The sequence below is a fragment of the Sphingobium sp. CR2-8 genome, assembly GCF_035818615.1.
In the GTDB taxonomy this organism is placed as follows: domain Bacteria; phylum Pseudomonadota; class Alphaproteobacteria; order Sphingomonadales; family Sphingomonadaceae; genus Sphingobium.
This window is the reverse complement of the sequence record NZ_JAYKZY010000002.1, coordinates 3,424,827-3,445,681: the sequence shown is the minus strand read 5'-3', so window position 1 is coordinate 3,445,681 and position 20,855 is coordinate 3,424,827. Positions and strand designations below refer to the sequence as shown.

At 64.0% G+C, this 20,855-nt stretch carries 22 protein-coding genes and 2 pseudogenes; 14 read left to right on the top strand and 10 right to left on the bottom strand.

The window, feature by feature from the left end:
• Nucleotides 1-248: 248 nt before the first annotated feature.
• The 4 genes from xth (U5A82_RS20855) (at nucleotide 249) to U5A82_RS20840 (ending at nucleotide 3,165) form a co-directional block, all read left to right on the top strand.
• Nucleotides 249-1,046, top strand: a complete 798-nt coding sequence (gene xth / locus U5A82_RS20855; protein WP_326292756.1) for an exodeoxyribonuclease III — start codon at nucleotides 249-251, stop codon at nucleotides 1,044-1,046.
• The gene (gene ribA / locus U5A82_RS20850) at nucleotides 1,046-2,119 is read left to right on the top strand and encodes a GTP cyclohydrolase II (RefSeq protein WP_326292755.1); all 1,074 of its coding nucleotides are present in this window, start codon (nucleotides 1,046-1,048) and stop codon (nucleotides 2,117-2,119) included. The genes xth (U5A82_RS20855) and ribA overlap by 1 nt, the downstream gene beginning before the upstream one ends.
• Nucleotides 2,116-2,619: a L,D-transpeptidase family protein gene (locus tag U5A82_RS20845; RefSeq protein WP_326292754.1), complete on the top strand. Its 504-nt coding sequence runs from the start codon at nucleotides 2,116-2,118 to the stop codon at nucleotides 2,617-2,619. Before ribA ends, U5A82_RS20845 begins: the two co-directional genes overlap by 4 nt.
• Nucleotides 2,620-2,682: 63 nt before the next feature.
• Complete coding sequence (locus tag U5A82_RS20840) at nucleotides 2,683-3,165, top strand: PilZ domain-containing protein (protein ID WP_326292753.1); 483 nt, start codon at nucleotides 2,683-2,685, stop codon at nucleotides 3,163-3,165.
• Between the two features lie 19 nt (nucleotides 3,166-3,184).
• Here U5A82_RS20840 and U5A82_RS20835 read toward each other — a convergent pair whose 3' ends face one another.
• Entirely contained in the window at nucleotides 3,185-5,947 is a 2,763-nt protein-coding gene (locus U5A82_RS20835; RefSeq protein WP_326292752.1) for a [protein-PII] uridylyltransferase, read from the bottom strand.
• Between the two features lie 9 nt (nucleotides 5,948-5,956).
• Nucleotides 5,957-8,603, bottom strand: a pseudogene (mutS, locus tag U5A82_RS20830) (DNA mismatch repair protein MutS).
• A 137-nt stretch (nucleotides 8,604-8,740) separates the two neighbouring features.
• Between mutS and U5A82_RS20825 the strand changes: the two are divergent.
• The 4 genes from U5A82_RS20825 (at nucleotide 8,741) to U5A82_RS20810 (ending at nucleotide 13,959) form a co-directional block, all read left to right on the top strand.
• The gene (locus U5A82_RS20825) at nucleotides 8,741-11,002 is read left to right on the top strand and encodes an NADP-dependent malic enzyme (protein ID WP_326292751.1); all 2,262 of its coding nucleotides are present in this window, start codon (nucleotides 8,741-8,743) and stop codon (nucleotides 11,000-11,002) included.
• 136 nt (nucleotides 11,003-11,138) lie between these two features.
• Complete coding sequence (locus U5A82_RS20820) at nucleotides 11,139-11,636, top strand: flavin reductase family protein (RefSeq protein WP_326292750.1); 498 nt, start codon at nucleotides 11,139-11,141, stop codon at nucleotides 11,634-11,636.
• 131 nt (nucleotides 11,637-11,767) lie between these two features.
• Nucleotides 11,768-12,748, top strand: coding sequence for a polysaccharide deacetylase family protein (locus U5A82_RS20815; RefSeq protein ID WP_326292749.1), 981 nt, complete (start codon nucleotides 11,768-11,770; stop codon nucleotides 12,746-12,748).
• On the top strand, nucleotides 12,745-13,959 hold the full coding sequence (locus tag U5A82_RS20810; RefSeq protein WP_326292748.1) for a carboxylate--amine ligase: 1,215 nt from the start codon (nucleotides 12,745-12,747) through the stop codon (nucleotides 13,957-13,959). The genes U5A82_RS20815 and U5A82_RS20810 overlap by 4 nt, the downstream gene beginning before the upstream one ends.
• Here the strand turns inward: U5A82_RS20810 and U5A82_RS20805 are convergent.
• The 6 genes from U5A82_RS20805 to U5A82_RS21770 form a co-directional block, all read right to left on the bottom strand.
• A complete protein-coding gene (locus tag U5A82_RS20805) occupies nucleotides 13,928-14,479 on the bottom strand; it encodes an arsenate reductase/protein-tyrosine-phosphatase family protein (protein WP_326292747.1) in 552 nt (183 codons plus the stop codon). The genes U5A82_RS20810 and U5A82_RS20805 overlap by 32 nt on opposite strands.
• A gap of 86 nt (nucleotides 14,480-14,565) precedes the next feature.
• On the bottom strand, nucleotides 14,566-15,048 hold the full coding sequence (locus U5A82_RS20800; protein WP_326292746.1) for a hypothetical protein: 483 nt from the start codon (nucleotides 15,046-15,048) through the stop codon (nucleotides 14,566-14,568).
• 215 nt (nucleotides 15,049-15,263) lie between these two features.
• Nucleotides 15,264-15,467 (bottom strand): helix-turn-helix domain-containing protein, encoded by a 204-nt coding sequence (locus U5A82_RS20795; RefSeq protein ID WP_326292745.1) that lies wholly within the window; start codon nucleotides 15,465-15,467, stop codon nucleotides 15,264-15,266.
• A complete protein-coding gene (locus U5A82_RS20790) occupies nucleotides 15,464-15,619 on the bottom strand; it encodes a hypothetical protein (RefSeq protein WP_326292744.1) in 156 nt (51 codons plus the stop codon). Before U5A82_RS20790 ends, U5A82_RS20795 begins: the two co-directional genes overlap by 4 nt.
• On the bottom strand, nucleotides 15,620-15,856 hold the full coding sequence (locus tag U5A82_RS20785; RefSeq protein WP_326292743.1) for a hypothetical protein: 237 nt from the start codon (nucleotides 15,854-15,856) through the stop codon (nucleotides 15,620-15,622).
• Entirely contained in the window at nucleotides 15,804-16,178 is a 375-nt protein-coding gene (locus U5A82_RS21770) for a DUF3363 domain-containing protein (protein ID WP_442802196.1), read from the bottom strand. The genes U5A82_RS20785 and U5A82_RS21770 overlap by 53 nt, the downstream gene beginning before the upstream one ends.
• 238 nt (nucleotides 16,179-16,416) lie before the next feature.
• Here U5A82_RS21770 and U5A82_RS20780 point away from each other — a divergent pair, with 238 nt between their 5' ends.
• The 3 genes from U5A82_RS20780 to U5A82_RS20770 are packed head-to-tail and all read left to right on the top strand — an operon-like array spanning nucleotide 16,417 to nucleotide 17,662.
• Nucleotides 16,417-16,752, top strand: a complete 336-nt coding sequence (locus U5A82_RS20780; RefSeq protein WP_326292742.1) for a thermonuclease family protein — start codon at nucleotides 16,417-16,419, stop codon at nucleotides 16,750-16,752.
• Nucleotides 16,749-17,327 carry an alpha-ketoglutarate-dependent dioxygenase AlkB gene (locus U5A82_RS20775; protein ID WP_326292741.1) on the top strand — a complete coding sequence of 193 codons (579 nt, stop codon included), beginning with the start codon at nucleotides 16,749-16,751 and terminating at the stop codon, nucleotides 17,325-17,327. The genes U5A82_RS20780 and U5A82_RS20775 overlap by 4 nt, the downstream gene beginning before the upstream one ends.
• Nucleotides 17,324-17,662: a hypothetical protein gene (locus U5A82_RS20770; protein ID WP_326292740.1), complete on the top strand. Its 339-nt coding sequence runs from the start codon at nucleotides 17,324-17,326 to the stop codon at nucleotides 17,660-17,662. The genes U5A82_RS20775 and U5A82_RS20770 overlap by 4 nt, the downstream gene beginning before the upstream one ends.
• Here U5A82_RS20770 and xth (U5A82_RS20765) read toward each other — a convergent pair.
• Both xth (U5A82_RS20765) and U5A82_RS20760 read right to left on the bottom strand, forming a co-directional pair.
• Nucleotides 17,659-18,456: pseudogene (gene xth / locus U5A82_RS20765) on the bottom strand (exodeoxyribonuclease III). The gene U5A82_RS20770 and the pseudogene xth (U5A82_RS20765) overlap by 4 nt on opposite strands.
• Nucleotides 18,457-18,502: 46 nt before the next feature.
• On the bottom strand, nucleotides 18,503-19,990 hold the full coding sequence (locus U5A82_RS20760) for a DUF3363 domain-containing protein (RefSeq protein ID WP_326292739.1): 1,488 nt from the start codon (nucleotides 19,988-19,990) through the stop codon (nucleotides 18,503-18,505).
• Between the two features lie 116 nt (nucleotides 19,991-20,106).
• On the opposite strand from U5A82_RS20760, the gene U5A82_RS20755 reads away from it, so the two are divergent.
• From U5A82_RS20755 to U5A82_RS20745, 3 genes are read left to right on the top strand one after another with little or no spacing between them, the layout of a single operon-like run.
• On the top strand, nucleotides 20,107-20,280 hold the full coding sequence (locus U5A82_RS20755) for a TrbI/VirB10 family protein (RefSeq protein WP_442802223.1): 174 nt from the start codon (nucleotides 20,107-20,109) through the stop codon (nucleotides 20,278-20,280).
• A 1-nt stretch (nucleotide 20,281) separates the two neighbouring features.
• On the top strand, nucleotides 20,282-20,512 hold the full coding sequence (locus tag U5A82_RS20750; RefSeq protein WP_326292738.1) for a DUF2274 domain-containing protein: 231 nt from the start codon (nucleotides 20,282-20,284) through the stop codon (nucleotides 20,510-20,512).
• Nucleotides 20,509-20,724, top strand: a complete 216-nt coding sequence (locus U5A82_RS20745) for a DNA-binding protein (protein WP_326292737.1) — start codon at nucleotides 20,509-20,511, stop codon at nucleotides 20,722-20,724. Before U5A82_RS20750 ends, U5A82_RS20745 begins: the two co-directional genes overlap by 4 nt.
• Nucleotides 20,725-20,855: the final 131 nt, after the last annotated feature.

Sequence of the window (20,855 nt, the reverse complement as noted above, 5' to 3'; positions counted from 1 at the left end):
CCTGGCAGGACGGATGGAAAAACTTGGCTATTCGTTCATCTGCCGCTCATATGGCGGCCGCTAATCAAGGCTCAAGGCGAGAGACAAACCGGGATTTCCCCCCTGTTACCCGGTCCCCCCTCCCGCCGCGAAGCGCTTCAAGGGCGCGATCGAGACCCCCGTTCCACGCCCCCGGAGCGGGGGTCTTACTTTGTGCGGCACTCTCTCATCCGCTTGCGTGTCGGCTTGCGGACTCCTAGGTGCAATCCATGGCCGACACCCTCTCCATCTGCTCTTGGAACATCAACTCCGTCCGCGCGCGCATCGACATCGTCGAGCAGCTGCTGCGGCTCGAATCGCCCGACATCCTGTGCCTGCAGGAAACCAAGGTGGTGAACGAGACTTTCCCGATCGAGATGTTCCGCCGCTTGGGCTATGTCCATCAAGTGCTGAACGGGCAGCGCATGCATCATGGCGTCGCCATCATGAGCAAGGTGCCGGTGCATGAGGATGACCGGTTCGACTGGCAGGCCAATGGCGAAGCGCGCCATGTCGGCGTCAGGCTCGACAATGGCGTGCGGATCGAAAATGTCTATGTGCCCGCCGGGGGCGACATTCCCGACCGCGAACTCAACCCGAAATTCGGCCAAAAGATGGATTTCCTCGAACGGATGATCCAGTGGTCGTCGGCGCTCGACAAGCAGCCTGCCATCCTTACCGGCGACTTCAACATCGCCCCGCTGGAATGCGACGTCTGGAGCCACAAGCAGTTGCTGAACGTCGTCAGCCACACGCCAGTGGAATGCGAAATCCTCGCCCGGCTCCAGGCGTCGAACGACTGGGTCGACATCGGCCGCCATTTCCATCCCGCGCCCGCCCGCCTCTACACCTGGTGGAGTTATCGGGCGAAGGACTGGACGGAATCGGATCGTGGGCGCCGCCTCGACCATATGTGGATGACGAAGGACGTGGCGGAAAAGGCGACGAGCCATCGCGTGGTCGAACCCGCGCGCAGCTGGATCAAGCCGTCCGACCATATACCGATCATCACGGAATTTGCGTTCTGATGGCGGGCGGCGTCAACGGACGTGATGCCGCGCGCGCCATGGACGCGTTGCGTCGCGGCTGGGCGATCCGCCTGATCGGTTCTGACGGCGCGATCCGACTGATGGCGATCGAGGGCGCGGACGCCGTGACGCTGGCCGATTTCGATTCCGAAGGCCGGGCCGACATCCTTATTTCCGCCGCTCGCGCCGAAACCCTGAAGCTCGCCAACCAGCTGGCGGCGGCCGATCCCGACCTGCCGGTGCTGATCGAGCGTGCCCCGTGGATCGATGCGGATGTCGCAACCGCCATCTCCGACCCCGTGCTCGATCTGGCTTCGCCGCTCAAGGGGCCGTTCCGCGCCCGCATGCTGCCTGCGCCGCAGGCCGCCAAGGCTGCACTGCGTCTCGCCCGTCTGGCGGGCATCCTGCCTGCCTATTTTCTGCTGGAAGGCGACGGCCCGGTCGAAGCGACGCTCAAAGCCGCCGATGTGGACGCCTATGACGACGCCATCCACCTAGCGATCGCCACACGCGCGCGCTTGCCCGTGTCGGCCAGCGAAACGGCGGAGATCATTGCCTTCCGCAGTCCCGACGAGCCGCGCGAACATATCGCGTTGGTCGTCGGCCAGCGGGACGCTTCGCCCCCGGTGATCCGCCTGCACAGCGAATGCCTGACCGGTGACGTGCTGGGCAGCCTAAAATGCGATTGCGGCCCGCAACTGCACGAAGCGTTGCACAAAATCGCTGACGCGCCCTGGGGCATCCTCCTCTATCTGCGTCAGGAGGGGCGGGGCATCGGCCTTGTCAACAAATTGCGCGCCTATGCGATGCAGGATCAGGGGTTCGATACGGTGGACGCCAATGTCCGGTTGGGCTTCGCCATCGACGCGCGCGACTTTTCGGTCGCCGCGCGCATGCTCGACCTGCTCGGCGTGGGTGCGGTGCGCCTGCTCACCAACAATCCCAACAAGGTGGCGGGACTGCAAGCGGCGGGCATCGCCGTCACCGAACGGCTGCCGATCATCCTGCCGACCAACCCGCATAATGAACGCTATCTCGCGACCAAGCGGGACCGGACCGGCCACCAGCTGTGACGGTCGTTCGCGTCGATTGCCGTGCGGGCCGTCTGACCTGCGGCGATCTGACGATGGATTGTACGATCGGCAGGGGTGGTCCTTGCCCGGCCGACACGAAGCGCGAGGGGGACGGCTGCACGCCATTGGGGCTTTGGCCCGTCCGCGCCGCGCTGCTGCGACCCGGCAAGCTCGAAGCGACGGGCATCCGATTGCCCTGGCGCTGGGTGCGGGCGAACGACGGCTGGTCCGACGACCCGGCCGACCCCGCCTATAACCGACCGGTCCGGCTGCCCCGCGCCTTCTCCGCCGAGGCCCTGATCCGCAGCGACGACGCCTATGACGTCATCGTCATACTTGGCCACAACGACGCCCCGCCGATACCGGGGCAGGGCAGCGCGATCTTCTTCCACCTGTCCGAAGGGCAACCCACGGCCGGATGCGTGGCGGTGGATCGTGCCGATATGCTGCGGCTCCTGCCGCTGCTGGCGCCGGGCGACCTGATGGAGATCAGGCCGTAGAAGGACGGTTAATCGCCCTTTAAGAGATCGGCCTTATAACGGACGTCAGATTGGAACCCATCGATGTCCAGCGTCCTTCATGCCAAACTGCTGACCGAGCGGCGCGCGAATGATCGTGCAGGGATGGCGCGTCCGTCGACGATGCGCGGCAATGAACAGATTCCCATCGATATCATCATCGAAGACCTGTCCTGTGGCGGCTGCCGCGTGTCGGGCGACCTTGGCCTGGCCGTGGACGATCGCGTGACTATTGGCTTGCCCGGCATCGGCGCTTGCGCCGCACAGGTCGTCTGGTCAGGGGGCGGCGGGACGGGCCTGGAATTCGATCGCGGATTGACCGGCCACGATATCGATATCGCGCGTGAAACCGATACGCTGGTAGACGGGCATTTCGGCCTCGTCATCAGGGATACGCCCGAACCGCTTCATGATGGCGAACGGGAGATATTGTCCGTCCGCAGGCGCGTGGGCGTCATCGCCGCGTCGGCCATCTGCGCCTGGGGCATCGCGATCACTGCCGTCTGGATGGCGGTCAAACTGTTCTGAAGCCATTTGACGCGCCGCGTCAGGCTCGCTCCAGCGCTTCGCCCACTTCGCCGCCCGCCGCTTCCAGCAAACGCCGTTCCAGCGTCTGGAGTCGCGCCTTGCTCTCGATCTTCCCACCCAGAAGGTCGGTGACGTAGAACGTATCGACCGCGCGTTCGCCATAGGTGGCGACATGGGCGCTATGCACCGTCACCTTCGACTGGAACAGCGCATTGGCGAGGCTGAACAACAGGGCCGGCCGATCGCGCGCATTCACCTCCACCACCGTGAAGCGATTCGACGCCTTGTTGTCGATCAGCACATTGGGTTCGATACGGAATGCTTCGGCGCGGGTACGGGTCAACGGGCGCGCCGAAAGCTTGGTGATCATGCGATGCCGGTTGGACAGCGAATCCTCGATCGCGCCCCGAATGCGTTTCAGCTGGTCGGGACTGTGGAACGCGCCGCCAAACGGATCCTGCACCAGGAAGTTATCGATCGCCACGCCGTCGCGGGTGGTGTGGATGCGCGCGTCGATGATGTTGCCACCGGCCAGATGGATGGCCCCCGCGATCCGATAGAACAGCCCCGGATGGTCGGCGGCATAGACCGTCACCAGCGTCGCGCCACGCTGCGGATAATATTGCGCCGCGATCGACAGCGGCGATTCGCCTGCCGCCAGGATATGCTGCGCATTGTGGAACAGGATATCGTCGGGCTCGGCAATCCAGTAGGATTCGGGCAGGCGCTTGCTGAACGCGGCGAAGGCGACGTCATCGATGCCCAGCGCCTGTTGCAACGTTTCCTGTTTGACGATCACCCGCTCGCCCCGGCCCTTCTGCTTGTGGCCCAGCCGCAGCACTTCTTCGGCGCTCTCGTACAGATCGCCCAGCAGTTGGCGTTTCCAGCTGTTCCACACGCCCGGCCCCACGGCGCGAATGTCCACCACCGTCAGGCACAACAGCAGCCGCAGTCGTTCGGGGCTTTGCACCACGTCGACGAAATCGAGGATCGTCTTGTAATCGGCCAGATCGCGCTTGAAGGCGGTGGCGGACATCAGCAGGTGATAGCGCACCAGCCAGGCGACCGTTTCCGTCTCCGCCGGGGTCAGGCCCAGCCGCGGGCACAGATGCTCGGCTACCTCCGCGCCCAGCAGGCTGTGGTCGCCGCCGCGCCCCTTGGCGATGTCGTGCAGCAGCACCGCGACATACAGCGCCCGACGCGACAGCAGCTTGCCCATCAGGTCGCTCGCCAGCGGGTGGTCCTGCGCCAGTTCGCCCTTTTCGATGCGGGACAGCAGGCCGACGGCGCGGATGGTATGTTCGTCCACCGTATAATGATGATACATGTCGAACTGCATCTGCGCGACGACGCGGCGGAAATCGGGCACGAAACGGCCGAACACCGATGATTCGTTCATCCTGCGCAATACCGTTTCCGGATCGCGCGGCGACGTCAGCACCTCTATGAAGGCGGCATTGGCGCGCGGGTCTTTACGCACCTTCGCATTGATGAGCCCCGCGTCGCGGCTGGCCGCGCGGATCGCGCTGGGGTGGATCTGCAACCCATGTTTGTCCGCAACGGCGAAGATTTCCAGCAGCCGCACCGGGTCCGCCTGGAAAAAATCGTCGCTCGGCAGGCTCAGCCGCCCGCGTTCCAGCACGAAGCCGTCCAGCTTCTTGGGCCGACGGAAGATGGACGGGATATAGCGCCGACCCTTTTCCGCCATCTGGTCGTCGAGATGCGCCAGGAACACAGCGGTCAGGTCGCCCACGATCTTCGCGTTGAGGAAATAATAGCGCATGAACCGCTCGACGCCGGACTGGCCGGCCCGCCCGGTAAAGCGCATGCGCGTCGCGGTTTCCAGCTGCAGGTCGAAGGTCAGCCGGTCCTCGGCGCGCCCGGTGATGGTGTGCAGGTGACACCGCACCGCCCACAGGAAATCCTCGGCCTTCTGGAACTGGCGCAGTTCGACCTGGGTCAACAGCCCGACATCGACCAGCTCGGCGACCGACCGCACCCGGTTCACATATTTGCCGATCCAGAACAGCGTATGCAGGTCGCGAAGGCCGCCCTTGCCTTCCTTCACATTGGGTTCGACCACGTAGCGGCTGTCACCCATGCGCTTGTGCCGCTCGTCGCGTTCCACCAGCTTTTCGGTGACGAAGGCGCGGGCATTGCCCTGCATCACCTCGGCATCGAAGCGGACCGACGTTTCCTCGTACAACGTCCGGTCGCCCCACACATAGCGGGCCTCCAGCAAGGCGGTGCGGACCGTCAGGTCGGCCTTGGCCATGCGCATCGTCTCATCGATCGACCGGCTGCTATGGCCGACCTTCAACCCCAGATCCCAGAGCGAATAGAGCATGGATTCGATCACCTGCTCGGTCCAGCCGACGGGCTTGGACGGGGTGATGAAGCCGATGTCGACATCGCTATGCGGCGCCATCTCGCCCCGGCCATAGCCGCCCACGGCGATCAGCGCGATCCGCTCGCCCGCGCTACGGTCGGCCGCCGGGTAGAGATGATGCGTGGTTGCGTCATAGAGCAACCGCAAAATCTGGTCGATCAGGAAGGCGAAGGCGGTGACGGACTCCCGCCCACGCGTGGGCTTGGCCTCCAATCGTCGCGCGACTTCGCTCCGGCCATGCTCCAGCGCCGCCTTCAATTCCGTGACGATACCACCGCGCATAGCTGGCACATCGCCCGGATGCTCTTGCGCCAGGGCGTTGATCCGATCGGAAATCGCGCGCCGGTCGATGATCGCGCGACGCGATCCGAGGGCGGGGAACTGCATGACCATGGCCGCTATCTAGTCGCGCCGCATGTCGGCGGCCAGTTGTTTCAATCGATATATGTGATCGAGCGCCTCTCGCGGGGACAGGGCGTCGGCGTCGATCGCCGCGATCGCCGCCAGCAGCGGATCGGGCTTCTCCTCCTCCTGGGCAGCGACCGCAGCGAACAGCGGCAGGTCGTCCAGCCCCGCCGCGATCCCGCCGGTCTTCGCCTTGCCCGCCTCCAACCGTGCCAGCACATCCTTGGCGCGCTTGAGCACGGCGGGCGGCAATCCCGCCAGCCGCGCCACCGCCAGGCCATAGCTGCGATCGGCCGGTCCCTGCGCCAGTTCGTGCAGCAGGATCAGATCACCCTTCCACTCGCGCGCCCGCACATGGTGAAGCGACAACGACGTCAGCGTTTCGGCCAATCGGGTCAGTTCGTGATAATGGGTCGCGAACAGGCAGCGGCACCGGTTGACCTCATGCACCGCCTCCACCACCGCCCAGGCCAGCGCCAACCCGTCATAGGTGGACGTGCCGCGCCCGACCTCGTCCAAGATGACGAAGCTGCGCTCCGTCGCCTGCGCCAGGATTGCCGCGGTCTCGACCATCTCTACCATGAAGGTCGACCGCCCCTTGGCCAGATTGTCCGACGCCCCGACGCGGCTGAACAATCGATCGACCAGCGTCAGCGTCGCCGCCTGCGCAGGAACATAGCCTCCCGCCTGCGCCAGGATCACGATCAGCGCATTCTGGCGCAGGAAGGTCGACTTGCCGCCCATATTCGGGCCGGTGACCAGCCACAGCCGATCACTCTCGGACAACCGGCAGTCATTGGCGACGAAGGGCTGCCCGTCCTTGCGCAGCGCATCCTCCACCACCGGATGCCGCCCGCCAACGATGTCCAAACATGGCCCCGCACCATCCGCCGCCACGAAATGCGGCCGCTGCCAGCCGCCTTCGGCCGCCCGTTCCGCAAGCGACGCGGCGACGTCCAGCCGCGCCAGCGCATCGGCCGCGCGTGCAATGTCCGCCTTGCGATCCAGAACGGCGGAGGTCAGTTCTTCCAGATGCGCGGCTTCGGCGACCAGCGCATGTGCGCCTGCCTGCGCGACCCGCCCCGCTTCTTCATGCAGGTCGATCGAATTGAAGCGCACCACGCCCGCCAGCGTCTGCCGATGGGTGAAGCCGCTGTCGGGCGCCATCAGGCTGTCGGCAGCGCGCGCGGGCACCTCGACATGATAGCCCAGCACGCCATTATGCCGGATCTTGAGCGACGATATCCCGGTCTGTTCGCGATATTTGGCCTCCAGAGCGGCGATTGCCCTGCGCCCGTCGCTGCTCAACCGCCGCAGTTCATCGAGCGCGGGATCATAGCCATCGGCGATATAGCCACCGCTCGCCGTCTCGGTCGGGGGCGCGGGCACCAGCGCGCGCGCCAGCGCATCGACCAGCGCGCCGTGCCCGTCCAGCGCAGGCAGCAACTGCACGAGTAACTGCGGCGCATCGGCCAACCGCCCGAGCCGTTCGCGCAGCAATCGCGCTTCGCCCAACCCGTCGCGCAGCTGGCCCAGATCGCGCGGGCTGCCGCGCCCCACCGCCACGCGCCCCACCGCGCGGCCAATATCTGGCAGCGCCCGCAGTGCCCCGCGCAATTGGTCGCGCAATGTCGGATCGTCATGAAAGAGTTGCACCAGCCCCAGCCGGGCCTCGATCGCGCCCAGGTCCATCAGCGGCGCGGACAGATCCTGCCCCAGCAACCGCGCGCCCGCGCCCGTGACCGTCCGGTCGATCGCGCCCAGCAGACTGCCCGCGCGCGTGCCGCTGGTAGTCGCCACGATCTCCAGACTCTCGCGCGTCGCTGCGTCGATGGCGACATGGCCGCCGCTTGCCTTGCGCAGTGGCGGGGCCAGGAAGGGCAGGGTGCCCTTGCCTGCATGGTCGAGATAGGCGATCAGTCCACCCATCGCCGCCAGTTCCGCGCGCCCGAACTGGCCGAAACCGTCCAGTGTCGCGACCCCGAACACGCGCTTCAGTGAGTTCCTCCGCCCGTGCGCTGGAAAAGGCGGCGCGATCGAACATATGGCAATCAACCAGGTCCAGCGCAGATCCTTCGGCCACGACCGTCTCGCTCGGCCGCAGCCGCGCCAGTTCGGCTTGCAGGTCGCCGATCGGGCAGGTCATCGTCTCGAACCGGCCCGTGGAGATATCGGCCGCGGCGATGCCGATCTCGCCTGCACTCTCGCCACCGACCTGCGCCAGCGCGACCAGCATATTGTCGCGGCGGCTGTCGAGCAGCGTTTCCTCGGTCAACGTGCCGGCGGTGACATAGCGCACGATCGCCCGCGCCACGAGCGTCTTGCCCCCACGCGCCTTGGCCTGTGCCGGCGTCTCGGTCTGTTCGGCGATTGCGACGCGATGGCCGCCCTTGAGGAGCCGTGCGAGATAGCCCTCGGCGCTATGTACGGGCACACCGCACATCGGGATCGGCGCGCCGCCATGCTCGCCCCGACTGGTCAGCGCGATGTCGAGCGTCGCCGCCGCCATTTTCGCGTCGTCAAAGAACAGTTCGAAAAAATCCCCCATGCGATAGAAGAGCAGGCAGTCCTGCGCTTCGGCCTTGAGCGTCAGATATTGCGCCATCATGGGGGTTGGGGCAGCGGTGTCGGTCGAGGAAGCCATGGAACAGGGCGATAGCCTGAACCTCGAACCGAAACCAGCGCTTCGCAAAAGTGCAGGAAAATTGCGCTTCTCGCACTTGCCCACACGATAATGTTACCGCTAGGGCCGCCTTCTTGTTCCAATATATGGGTGTCGCGATGTCCGATAAATCTAATGTGGAATTTTCCGAGCGCGAGGCGCTGTTTTTCCACTCGACCGGACGCCCCGGCAAGATCGAGATCATCGCTTCCAAGCCGATGGCGACGCAGCGCGATCTAAGCCTCGCCTATTCGCCGGGCGTCGCGGTGCCGGTGCGCGCCATCGCCGCCGACCCGGCAACCGCCTATGATTATACCGCCAAGGGCAATCTGGTCGCGGTTATTTCCAACGGCACGGCGATCCTGGGTCTCGGCAATCTCGGCGCGCTGGCGTCCAAGCCGGTGATGGAGGGCAAGGCCGTCCTCTTCAAACGCTTCGCCGACGTAGACAGCATCGATATCGAACTCAAGACCGAGGATGTCGATCGCTTCATCGACGCAGTCGAACTGATGGAGCCGACCTTCGGCGGCATCAACCTTGAAGATATCAAGGCGCCTGAATGTTTCATCATAGAACAGACGCTGAAAGAACGGATGAACATTCCGGTCTTCCATGACGACCAGCATGGCACCGCCATCATCGCGGCGGCGGGCGTGATCAATGCGGCGTTGCTCACAGGCCGCGACATGAAGGATCTGAAGGTCGTCGTGAACGGCGCGGGCGCGGCGTCCATTTCCTGCACCGAACTGATCAAGGCGCTGGGCGTCCCCCATGACAGCGTCATCATGTGCGACAGCAAGGGCGTGATCTACCAGGGCCGAACGGAGGGCATGAACCAGTGGAAGTCGGCCCATGCGGTCAGGACGGATGCGCGCACATTGGCCGAAGCGGTCAAGGGGGCGGACGTGTTCCTGGGCCTCTCGGTCGCGGGCGCGATGACGCAGGATATGGTAAAATCGATGGGTGCCAATCCGATCATCTTCGCCATGGCCAATCCCGACCCGGAAGTCCTGCCGCCTGACGCCCATGCCGTGCGGCCCGATGTAATCGTCGCCACCGGCCGCTCGGACTTCCCCAATCAGGTCAACAATGTCCTCGGCTTCCCCTTCATCTTCCGCGGCGCGCTCGACGTGCGGGCGACCGGCATCAACGAAGCGATGAAGCTGGCCGCCGCCCATGCCATCGCGGAACTGGCGCGCGAGCAGGTGCCGGAGGAAGTGGCCAAGGCCTATGGTCGTTCGCACAGTTTCGGCCCGGACTATATCATCCCCGCGCCCTTCGACCCGCGCCTGATGGAAGTGGTCCCTGCCGCCGTGGCGCAGGCCGCGATGGAAACCGGCGTCGCGCAAAAGCCGATACCGGACATGGCCGCCTACCGTCAGTCGTTGAAGGCGCGGCTCAACCCGACCACCTCGGTCCTGACCAGCGCCTATGAAATCGCCAAGTCCAACCCCAAGCGCGTCGTCTTCGCCGAAGCGGAAGAGGAAGTGGTGCTGCGCGCCGCCATCCAGTTCCGCGAACTGGGCTATGGCGTTCCGGTGCTGGTCGGCCGTGGCGACGTGGTCGACAAGCTGCGCGCGCTGGGCGTACGTGATCCCGAAAGCTTCGAACTGCACAACAGCGTCAACTCGCCGCTGGTGCCCGACATGGTCGACCTGCTCTACGCCCGCCTCCAGCGGCGCGGCTATCTGCGCCGCGATTGCGAGCGGATGGTCAATCGCGATCGTCACATCTTTGGCACCTTGCTGGTCAAGATGGGCGTCGCCGACGCGATGATCACCGGCACGACCCGGCCCTATGGCCAGACTCTGCGCGAAGTGAAGCGGGTGATGGACCCGGTGCCCGGCCGCACCCCCTTCGGCATCCATGTCATGGTGGCGAAGGACAAGACCGTGTTCCTGGCCGACACCACGGTGCATGAACGCCCGTCCGCCGCCGAACTGGCGGACATTGCGGAAGGCACGGTCGCGGTCGCCCGCCGCATGGGCCACGACCCGCGCGTCGCGTTTCTCTCCTACTCCAACTTCGGCAACCCGCCCGGGGCGTTCCTCGACAATGTGCGCGACGCGGTGAAACTGCTGGACGAACGGGATGTCGATTTCGAATATGAAGGCGAAATGACGCCCGATGCGGCGCTCAACCCCACCGTCATGAAAAGCTATCCGTTCAGCCGCCTGTCGGGACCGGCCAATGTCCTGGTCATGCCCGGCCTGCAATCGGCCAATATCTCCGCCAAGTTGCTGCGCGAACTGGGCGGCACGACGATGATCGGGCCGTTGCTCGTCGGCATGGAAAAATCGGTGCAGATCGCGACCATGTCGTCCAACGCGTCGGAATTGCTGACCCTTGCCGTCTTGGCGGCAGGCGGCGTGGCGCTCTGATATCCGCTGCTCGATCTATATGCCCTTCGCATCGATGGGCGGACGCTTTTCACTTGCCACGCCCCTGTCGGGCGCGACAGGGAGGGCGCATCCTGTCCGCCTTGGACGGCGGGCGATGTGAAGCGGGAGCCAGGACATGAGTGCGGAGATCAGTTTCGACAGCGCGACCTTCCGTCGGGTGCTGGGCCATTATCCCACCGGCGTGTGCATCATCACCGCCGTGGAAGCGGAAGGCGCGCCGGTCGGCATGGTGGTCGGCTCCTTCACGTCGGTCTCGCTCGACCCGCCGCTCGTCGCCTTTCTCCCTGCCAAAAATTCGAGCAGCTGGCCGCGTATTCAGGCTGTCGGCAAATTTTGCGTCAATGTCCTCGCCAGCGACCAGACCCCGTTGTGTCGCAAGATCGCGGGCTCCGGCCCGGACAAGTTCGCGGGCATCGCGCACCGCGTTTCGGCCAACGGATCGCCCATATTGGACGATGTCGTCGCATGGATCGACTGCACGCTCGACGCCGTGCATGAAGCGGGCGACCATTATATCGCGATCGGCCGCGTTGTTGCGTTGGAGGTCGATCGTCCCGGCAGCCCGCTGCTGTTCTTCCAGGGCAATTATGGCGAATTTTCCCTGCTCGAATGAACGGCATGCGCGGGCGAATGCACCGGTCTTCTGCCGATAGGCGCCGTAACGGACATAAGAGAGAAACATTACCCCTCCTTAACTCCGCTGGCCTATGGCAGGGTTGTCGCCTCGCCTGACCGGACCGCCGCATGACCGCACTGCTCATCACTGTCGATACGGAACTCTCTTCCTCGCTGCATCAGCGGGGGGTGGGGCTGGACGACAATGTCGGTCGGTCGATCTGGGCGCAGGCGCGGGGCCAGGCTTTCGGCATCGGCTGGCAGATGGACCTGCTCGATCGCCATGGGCTCAAGGGCGTCTTCTTTCTCGATCCGCTCCCCGCGCTGGTTCATGGCCCCGATTTCCTGGCACCGATCGTCGGCGCCATCGTCGGACGCGGGCATGAAGTGCAGATGCATATCCATACCGAATGGCTCGCCTGGGCGAATCCCTCCCCGGTCGGCGATCGGCGGGGCCGCAACATCGGCGACTTTTCGCTGGCCGACCAGGTCGTTCTACTCGGCCAGGCGAAGCAACTGCTCGAAGATGCAGGCGCCCCCGCCATCACTGCCTTTCGCGCCGGGAATTTCGGGGCGAACGACGATACGTTGCGCGCACTGGCCGCACTGGGTGTCGCCTGGGACAGTAGCGTAAACCCTGCCTATCTCGGCCGCGAATGCGCCATTTCTGTCGATCGTGCGCAGATCGGTGCGGTGCGGCGGCACGGCGTCGCCGAACTGCCGGTGTCAGGCATTGCCGATCGTCCCAGCGGATTCCGTCCGGCCCAGATCTGCGCCATGTCCGCCGCCGAAATGCACGCAGGTTTGCGCCATGCGGTGCGCGAAGGGCATGACGCCTTCGTCGTCGTCACCCATAGTTTCGAAATGCTGTCCCGCGATCGGCAGCGGCCCAACCACGCCGTCATCGCCCGGTTCGAATCGCTCTGTCGCGAAGCGGCGCGTCTGCCAGCGGTGCGGGGCGTCGGTTTCAACGACCTGCCCACCGATATGGCCGATCGACCTGCGCGCGCGTTGACCCGCGCCGCGCCCAGCCAGTGGCGCACCGGCCTACGCATCGCGCAGCAGGCATGGGTGACGTGGCGGTATGAACGTCGGTTGGTGCCTGCGTGACGGCATTTCCCGATGCGATCCTGATAGGCCTGGAAAATGCGATCGGCCTGACTGTTTTGCGCGAGCTGGGTGGCCATGGCCTGCGCGTCCACGGCGTGGCCCGGGATTCTACTTCCATCGGCACCGCGTCCCACCATTGCGCCAGCTGGACGCAGCGCCCGGCTGGTCCCATTGCCGACTGGCTGCCCGATCTCATCGTCCGAACCGGCGCGAAGGCGGTGTTCGCCATTTCCGAATCCGACCTGTTGCAACTGGCTACCCTGCCACCGATGATCGGCGATTGTCATATCCTGGTCCCTCGGCCCGAGCCGTTGGAGCGGGTGCTGGACAAATTACAGACGCTCCACGCGGCGGCGGCGGCGGGGCTGCGCGTGCCGCAGACCTGGCAGCCTAGGGAAGGTCAGGATTTCGCCGCCCGCGCCCGCCAGATGCACTATCCTCTGGTCGTCAAATGGGCCAATCCGCCGGAAATCATGGGCATATTGGAACGGGTCGGCCTTGAATGGATCAAGACCGACTATATCCGCACCCCCGATGAATTGCTCGCCCTGCTGGCGCGCTACGCCCCGATCGGTCGCTGGCCGCTTATCCAGCAATATTGTCGCGGTGTCGGGCTAGGCCAGATGCTCTACATGCAGGATGGTCAGGCGACGCTGCGCTTCCAGCATCGCCGCCTGCACGAATGGCCGCCCGAAGGCGGCGTCTCCACCCTCTGCCGTGCCGAACCGACGGATGCGCATGGCGCGCAGATGGCCTTGTCGGAAAAGCTGCTCCGCGCGATCGAATGGGAAGGGCAGGCGATGGTCGAATATCGTTATGACGCCGCCAGCGATCATTATTGGCTGATGGAGGTGAACGGCCGCTTTTGGGGTAGCCTGCCACTGGCTCGTCATTGCGGCGCCGATTTCGCTTGGGAAGCCTATCGCCGCAAGGTGCTGGCCCAGACCGATCCCGCACCCTCGCCGCGCGACGACCTGCGCGCCCGCTACATGGTGCCGGAAACGAAGCGTCTTGCCCGCATCCTCCTCGCACCCGGCCGCATTGGTGATCCCTTCTTCCAGCGTCGGCCGATCGTCGACCTCATCACCTATCTGCTGGCTTTCCTCGACCCCCGCGCGCGTTATTATGTGTTCAGCCGTTCCGACCCAAAGCCGTGGCTGCGGGACATGGCCCAGATGTTCAGGAAAGCCGTGCGCCGGGGAAAGCCCTGACCAGACGAGGCACCGTGCGGTCGATCCGGGCCAGGCATGTCGTCATATAGCTATCGTCCAGGCCGTAGGGATCATGCAGATGCGGCAGCATCGGCTGCGTCCAGCGCCCCAGCAGCATGCGCGGCAGGCCGCTGAGACGCGGATCTGCCCCCAGCCGGTGCAACTGTCGCACCTCCATCGCCAGCAACAGGTCGCCTGTCTGCGGGCTATAGTCCTGCAAATCGACCGCCTTATGATTGGACAAATCATAACCCAGGGCGCGCGCTGCCACGATTGCGGGTTCATGCGCTGCTCGCCCGGTGGTGGTCGACAGGCCGAAGGACGCCGCATGCAACCCCGCGCGCCGCGCCGCCACATCTGCAAAGGCGCTACGACAAATATTGCCCTGGCATACGAACACCAGTCGCCGCACCTGCGCCGGATCAGGCGCGACGCTGGCGGATCGGCCGAGCATCAATTGCGGATAGGAAAGGGCCAGGCGGACAAGACCACGAAAGGTGCCGAAGCGGGATCGGATCATCGCATGGGCCTTGGAAAAATTGGCGGAGACGGAGGACTTATGAAGTCCCACCCTAAGATTTTGATAATAAAATCAATTCCCTAAGCCTATTTCCAGCTTCCCACACCATTTACCACGCGCATCACTCGTCCATAGTTTTCCACCGACGTTCGTACACTTTGAAGCGGTAGCTTCTCTTTGTCCAGAGCCGATTCAAACAGCCTGTTTGTCGTCTCGCAAAAGTGTTTCTCAGCCGAAATGATGCACGAGAATCTTGGGTCCGGCTCGACTGTGAATTTCATGTTTCTGGGCTGCTCCCCTTGTGCCACCCGTTTCAGACCGGGTGGCAATTCGTGCTTTCGAGTAGGAATTGCCGGGCAATTTGCAGCTACAACGTAAGAGCATGGCCAATCTGCAGGAAAATCTCGTAATCTGAGGTAGTTATTGATAATTTCGTCTGGAGCTGGCGTTGCAGCCGGATCATTTGCCTGGACATAGAGCACGGTAGAAAGGCTGACAAAGTGCCCACTTCCTAGCGAAAACGGGATTGCAAAGCCGCTATGGGGATAGGCGACTGCATCCAACGCCATTTGCTTGGCATTTCTACTCGAAAGCACGAAAAGCCGTTATCGGGAGTCCGATGTGGCGTGAGAATTGCACCGAAATTACAAGGCTAATGACGAAGATTAACCCCGCCGGAGCAAGTTGCACGGCAGGGCCAAGGTTCAGGGATGTCATTCTAGAGAGGATAAGGGCGATGAGGCCGATATAGAGGCACCATTTGGACTTTAAATGATCCGTCCTCTCACACCTCGTTCAACCTACTGCGCCGCCGCCCGACGAACCGCTCCAGCTCGCTCACCGGCACTAAGGTCATGACGCCTACCTTGATTATCCCGATTTCGCCTTGGGCAATAAGTTCATAGAGCTTGGATCGGCCGATGCCGGTAATGCGGCAGGCCTCCTTGATACGGACGGTGATCCGGTCAGGCTTTGGGTCAAGGCTCATTGATCGTTCTCCTTGCTGCTAGGATATAATTTCTCAGGCTCGCTCACCTTGCCCAGCCGGTGTTCGACGATCTCCATAAACCGTTGGAACCCGGTCTGTTCAAGCTGAGCTGTTTGCGGATCGAAACCAGGCTGGTGGGCAATCAGGGTCATTTAGTGCTGAATGAACAGACCCAGCATTTCGGTCAGCGCATCGACCTTGCGCTCCCCCGCCTGCCAGTCGAGCCGGGAACCAAATCGCTGATCGAGCTCAAGACCTGCTTTGCGCTCCAGCCATGCCGTGAGCGCGTTGGTGAGGATCGATGTCTTGGATGCGACGGGCGCAGCGGTCAGCGCCTCAAGCATCTTTGAGAGACCATCGGACAGGTTTGGGGTCTTGAACGTCGTCATAGGGACGATCCTTTCTCCCCTGATGATCGCGCCTGCGGCTGCTGGTGGACAGAGCCTGTCTGGTGCACGCAGGTACCGCTACGGTCAGCTGACGCCGAACGGCTACAGGTCCGACCGATGTCCAGCTGATGTCTTCGCTGCGCCCTATGCCGTAGACATTCTTGCAGATCGCGGGCTCAATTAAGGTTCGCCAGGGGATAAGGCTGAAGTCATAGGCTCGCTCGATCAGTGCATAGGGCTTGTCGTCGACTATATAGCCTCGCCGACCCGTGGTAAGACGCAATCGCGCGGTGTCGTATTGGGGCTTTGGAAGCTGCGGCATTGGTCGGCTGATGACTGGTTGGTCTCGTTCTGGGAAGCGGCCGGATCGGATCACGAAACTGGCCGAAGCCAGGGCCTTCGCACCGCGTTCAATGGGATCGTCCGCCAGGTCCGCAGCAACGGAGGCACTATGACATGAGAGGGCATGCTCGCTATATCGCCAGCATCATGAACGGCCGTATCGCGATCATCGCCGCCTGCGTCGCTGGCGCCTGGGCATCTCCGGCGCTTGCCGATCCTTGCGAGGGGGGTTGCCGTCCAAGGGCACGGCTTTCTCCGGCGTGGTGCGCTATGTCGGGGATGGCGACGGGCTGTGCGTCGGTCCCGCCGGTCGGCCGGCAAGCTGGATCGAAATCCGGCTCGCTGACTTCTACGCGCCGGAACTGCATGAACCCGGCGGCATCGAAGCCAAGCGCCGCCTCGAACGGATCGTGATGGGCAAGACACTCGTCTGCCGCGCCGGGCGGCGCAGCTACGACCGTGTGGTCGCAACCTGCACGCTGGTCGGCCGCCCGATCGGGAACCTGTTGCGCGCCGCAGGCAGTGCCGAGGGTGGCCGGGGAAGACTGAAATGAACGCGATGCTCGATCTCTTCGAGATACCCGCCGTTCCTGGCCTGGCGATGGCCGAGGCGTTTATCTCGGCCGCCGAGGAAGCGGCGCTGATCGCACATATCGACGAGACCAGCCTCAGCCCATTTCGTTTCCAGCAATGGACCGGCAAGCGGCTTACCCGTTCCTATGGCTGGAGCTACGACTTCGAGACTGGCGTATTCGCGCCCACCGAGCCGTTGCCGCAATGGCTAGACGATGTCCGAAAACGGGCGGCACGGTTCGCGGGCCTCCGTCCGGCGGACCTCGTCCAGGCGCTGCTGATCCGCTACGACCCGGGCGCAGGGATCGGATGGCATAAGGATCGCCCGGTCTTCGAACATGTCGTCGGCATCTCGCTGGGAAAGGAAGCGACACTGCGGCTGCGTCGCCGGAACGCCCGCGGCTTCGAACGGGCAAAATCCGAACTCATGGGCCGCTCGATCTATCACCTGTCCGGTGAAGTGCGCCATCACTGGGAGCATAGTATCGCCCCTATCGAACAGCCCCGCTGGTCGATCACCTTTCGGAGCCTTTCCGACCGGGATCGCACGCGGTGAGCGGGCGGGACTATCCCAAGACGCCGGACGGTCGTTACTTCGTCGTGCGCGGGCGGCTGTGGCGGACCAGCAATCCAGCGCTCGAGCCTGGGCTGCGTGAACGCCTCGTCGGCGAGCTCATGGACGCCCGCCGCGCCGTGGGCGCGGCAAAGCGAACGGGTGATCGAGTGGCGGAACAGACGGCACATGACGCAGTCGATCGCGCCAAGGTCGCCTTGGGCGAACGCGGTCCGGTCTGGTGGGACGACGGCGCGCCCGACCTCAACCGTCATCTCGCCCGCACCGGCCCTTATGCAGACTGGTATGCCAAGATCTCGAAAGAAGAAGACGACTAGGTCTTTCCACGACGCTTGGCCTTGTCGCCAAGCTCGACCCGTACCGGCGCATGGTCGCTGGTCTTTTCCCAGCCGCGCGGGCGGCGGTCGACATCCGCCGCAACAAAACGAGTGGCAGCCGGAGGGTTGAGCAGTATGTGATCGATGCGCAACCCCGCGTCGCGTTCGAAGGACCGGCGCCAATATTTCCAGAAGGTGTAGATCTGCTCGCCAGGATGGAGATGGCGCAAGTCGTCGGTCCATCCCTGCGCGACCAGGTGAGCATAAGCCTGCCGGACCTCGGGCGCGAACAGCGCATCATTGCGCCAGCGCTCGGGCGCATAGACGTCGAGATCGGTCGGCATGACGTTGAAGTCTCCGGCGATGACGACGGGGGCATCGAGCGCGAAGAGACCTGCGAGATGGTTGTGCAAGCGCTCGAACCAGCGCAACTTATAGTCGAACTTGGGCCCCGGTCGGGGATTACCATTGGGAAGGTAGAGGCCCGCGACGAGCACACCGTTGACCGCCGCCTCAATTTAGCGGCTCTGGTCGTCGTCAGGATCGCCTGGAAGGCCGCGGCGGGTTTCGTGGATGTCGCCGACCCGGCTGAGGATCGCGACGCCATTCCAGCGAGGCTGCCCTTGCCAAATTACGTCATAGCCAAGATCGCGGATGGCAACCTCTGGGAACGCGGCGTCGGGGGCCTTCAATTCCTGGAGGCAGACCACATCCGGCTCGGCCAGTTCAAGCCAGCGCAGCAGCACGGCGAGCCGCCCATTGATCCCGTTCACATTGTAGGTTGCGATCTTCACGCACACAGAAGTGCATTGAGCGCGTTGTCGTTCCGGCAGCATCAGTTCAGGAGATGGTTGGTCCCGCTCGCCCGCGACCGAATTGCCAATTGATTCCGTCGGTGCGCATGATGCCCGAAGCGGCCTTGCCGATGTTGCGTTCAAGCACGTCGCGCCACGGTACCAGCGTGAAGTCCCGCGATCGCTCGACGACAGCGAAACTCCCGCTTTCGAGATCCACCCGCCGGGCGATCTTGCCCTCGATCCGCTCGCCGATCCGGGCAGGCTCAAACCGTTTCCCGATCTCGTCGCCGATCCGCTCGCCGGCGTGTTGCAATTCACGCTGGCGCAGCGTGTCCAACGCGCCGTCGCGATATCGAAATGCAGACCGCTCGCCATCCGCCAACTGCTGCTCGATCAGCCACTGCCGCCGCGCCGCCAGCGCGGTCCGAACCTCCTGCCCATAACCGACATCGCGCATGGCAGCCTGAATGCCCTCGGCGAGTTCCCGATCGAGCCAGGTCGGTGCGTCCTTCCCGGCCAGGTCGTCGATCGGTGACCGCGAAAGGACGGAGAGCGTTACTGGCCGGTCGCGCTGCTGGGCTTTCGCAAAGGCATCGGCGCGAGCGAGATGATCGTCGGGGATCGTCCAGCTTCCATCCGCCTGATGCTCAGGTCCGCTGCCCATGCGCCGCATCGCCTCGAGCCGCCGGACATGGCTGGTCGCGAACGCCTCGCTGGCTTTCGGATCGTGCGCCAAGTGCAGGTCGATCGAATATCGCCCGCCATTGGCGCGGGCGACCGCATCGACAGTGCGATCGGCCTGGGTCGCCTCGATCCGCGACGGCGCGACCTGTACCGTCGATCCTTCGGGAACCGATGGCGTGGCATCCCCTCGGCCGATATCGATATAATGGACCCGGCCATCGACCCCGTCGACCATCAGGTAATGCCGATCGCGATGCTCGTCGGAAAAGCCTCGGCTAATCACCCGTCCGACCAGCGTCTCGCGCAAGTCATTGGACACGACCTGCGCGACGCCTGCGCGGTCCAGCCTGCGGGCCGTCAACTCGCGCTGCATGAGGCGGATGATGTCGCCGCGCTCGCCCATGCGGCGCAGCGTGTCCTCCAGTCCGGGCGCGAGCCGATAGCGACCGCCGCCAATATCCTCGGCTAGCTCCATAGCCTTGAGTTTCCGCAAGCGCCCCGCCGCGACCGACTGCTGGAGAGGGTCGTTGTCGGCCGGGGACACCTCGCGCTCGCCGTCCATTCGGCGCAGCAATCGTCGGTCGATCGTGGTGAGCCGTTCCTGGTCGACATCATGCCGCAGCCGCGCCTCGATCTCTTGGTCGGTGCGAGGTCCAAGGTCGAGCGTCACCAGCTCGGACGCGCGCTCGCGCAGACCATGCGAAATATACTCCCGCGCGATGATGAGATTGTCGCCACGATCATCCAAGCCGCGCAGGACGATGTGGGTGTGCGGACGCTCGGTGTTGAAGTGGTCGACCGCGACCCAGTCAAGCTTCGTCCCGAGGTCCTGCTCGACCTGCGTCATCAGCCGCCGGACATACGGCTTGAGGTCGGGATATTCAGCGCCATCCTCGGCCGAAACGATGAAGCGAAACTGATGCCGGTCGCCGCCGGTGACCTTCCTGTCGCTCGCCCGGACGACTGGGCCGGACAGATCCGCAGAGCGGACAGTCGAACACCGCCCGCGCCGGAGACCGGATCACACAACGCAACCTCGACATCCAGCCGACCGTCACGATCCGGCCCGGGTCACCCGTTCGCGTTCTCGTGACCCGCGATCTCATCCTGGCACCCTATCCGAGCAGGACAAGCTGACATGATCGAACTCAAACTAGGGAAGCTGCCCGACCGCACGCCGGTCAAGTTGACCATCACCATCACCCCCGACTTGCAGGCCAGGCTTCAAGCCTATGCTGCTGTCTATGCCTCGACCTATGGCGTTGAAGAACCGGTCGTGGATCTTGTCCCAGCCATGCTGGCCGCGTTCCTCGATAGCGATCGCAACTTTGTGCGATCGCGCGAAGCTGCGGCACGGAGGCAGACATGATCGAACGCGCTTGGGAGAAGAAGATCGAGCCGCTCACCGTGCGTATATCGACCGCTGTTCGGATCACTGGCCTCAGTCGGTCCCGGATCTATGAACTCATCCAGTCCGGAGACCTTGAAACAACAAAAGTCGGGCGAGCCACCTTGATCCAGTATCGAAGCCTGAAGCTGCTGACGGACAATGCCGGTCCCGTCACTGATGGACCGCCCTAGAGCCGCCTGGGCAGTTGCATCCCTGGCTGTTGGACGGCCACAATCCCGAACAGGGGCGCACAGGCCAGGACGGCGCGCATGGCGCAGGTTAGCGCACCCCAGTTCCATCAATCGGTGAGAATGACCGTTAT

Coding starts and splice junctions, on each gene's coding strand:
- U5A82_RS20785 (WP_326292743.1), bottom strand. CDS start 15,856: ATGACGACGTTCAAGACCCCAAACCTGTCCGATGGTCTCTCAAAGATG.
- U5A82_RS20790 (WP_326292744.1), bottom strand. CDS start 15,619: ATGACCCTGATTGCCCACCAGCCTGGTTTCGATCCGCAAACAGCTCAG.
- U5A82_RS21770 (WP_442802196.1), bottom strand. CDS start 16,178: ATGCCGCAGCTTCCAAAGCCCCAATACGACACCGCGCGATTGCGTCTT.
- U5A82_RS20835 (WP_326292752.1), bottom strand. CDS start 5,947: ATGGTCATGCAGTTCCCCGCCCTCGGATCGCGTCGCGCGATCATCGAC.
- U5A82_RS20805 (WP_326292747.1), bottom strand. CDS start 14,479: ATGATCCGATCCCGCTTCGGCACCTTTCGTGGTCTTGTCCGCCTGGCC.
- xth (WP_326292756.1), top strand. CDS start 249: ATGGCCGACACCCTCTCCATCTGCTCTTGGAACATCAACTCCGTCCGC.
- U5A82_RS20820 (WP_326292750.1), top strand. CDS start 11,139: ATGAGTGCGGAGATCAGTTTCGACAGCGCGACCTTCCGTCGGGTGCTG.
- U5A82_RS20795 (WP_326292745.1), bottom strand. CDS start 15,467: ATGAGCCTTGACCCAAAGCCTGACCGGATCACCGTCCGTATCAAGGAG.
- U5A82_RS20760 (WP_326292739.1), bottom strand. CDS start 19,990: ATGACGCAGGTCGAGCAGGACCTCGGGACGAAGCTTGACTGGGTCGCG.
- U5A82_RS20825 (WP_326292751.1), top strand. CDS start 8,741: ATGTCCGATAAATCTAATGTGGAATTTTCCGAGCGCGAGGCGCTGTTT.
- U5A82_RS20750 (WP_326292738.1), top strand. CDS start 20,282: ATGATCGAACTCAAACTAGGGAAGCTGCCCGACCGCACGCCGGTCAAG.
- U5A82_RS20775 (WP_326292741.1), top strand. CDS start 16,749: ATGAACGCGATGCTCGATCTCTTCGAGATACCCGCCGTTCCTGGCCTG.
- U5A82_RS20840 (WP_326292753.1), top strand. CDS start 2,683: ATGTCCAGCGTCCTTCATGCCAAACTGCTGACCGAGCGGCGCGCGAAT.
- U5A82_RS20745 (WP_326292737.1), top strand. CDS start 20,509: ATGATCGAACGCGCTTGGGAGAAGAAGATCGAGCCGCTCACCGTGCGT.
- ribA (WP_326292755.1), top strand. CDS start 1,046: ATGGCGGGCGGCGTCAACGGACGTGATGCCGCGCGCGCCATGGACGCG.
- U5A82_RS20800 (WP_326292746.1), bottom strand. CDS start 15,048: ATGGCGTTGGATGCAGTCGCCTATCCCCATAGCGGCTTTGCAATCCCG.
- U5A82_RS20815 (WP_326292749.1), top strand. CDS start 11,768: ATGACCGCACTGCTCATCACTGTCGATACGGAACTCTCTTCCTCGCTG.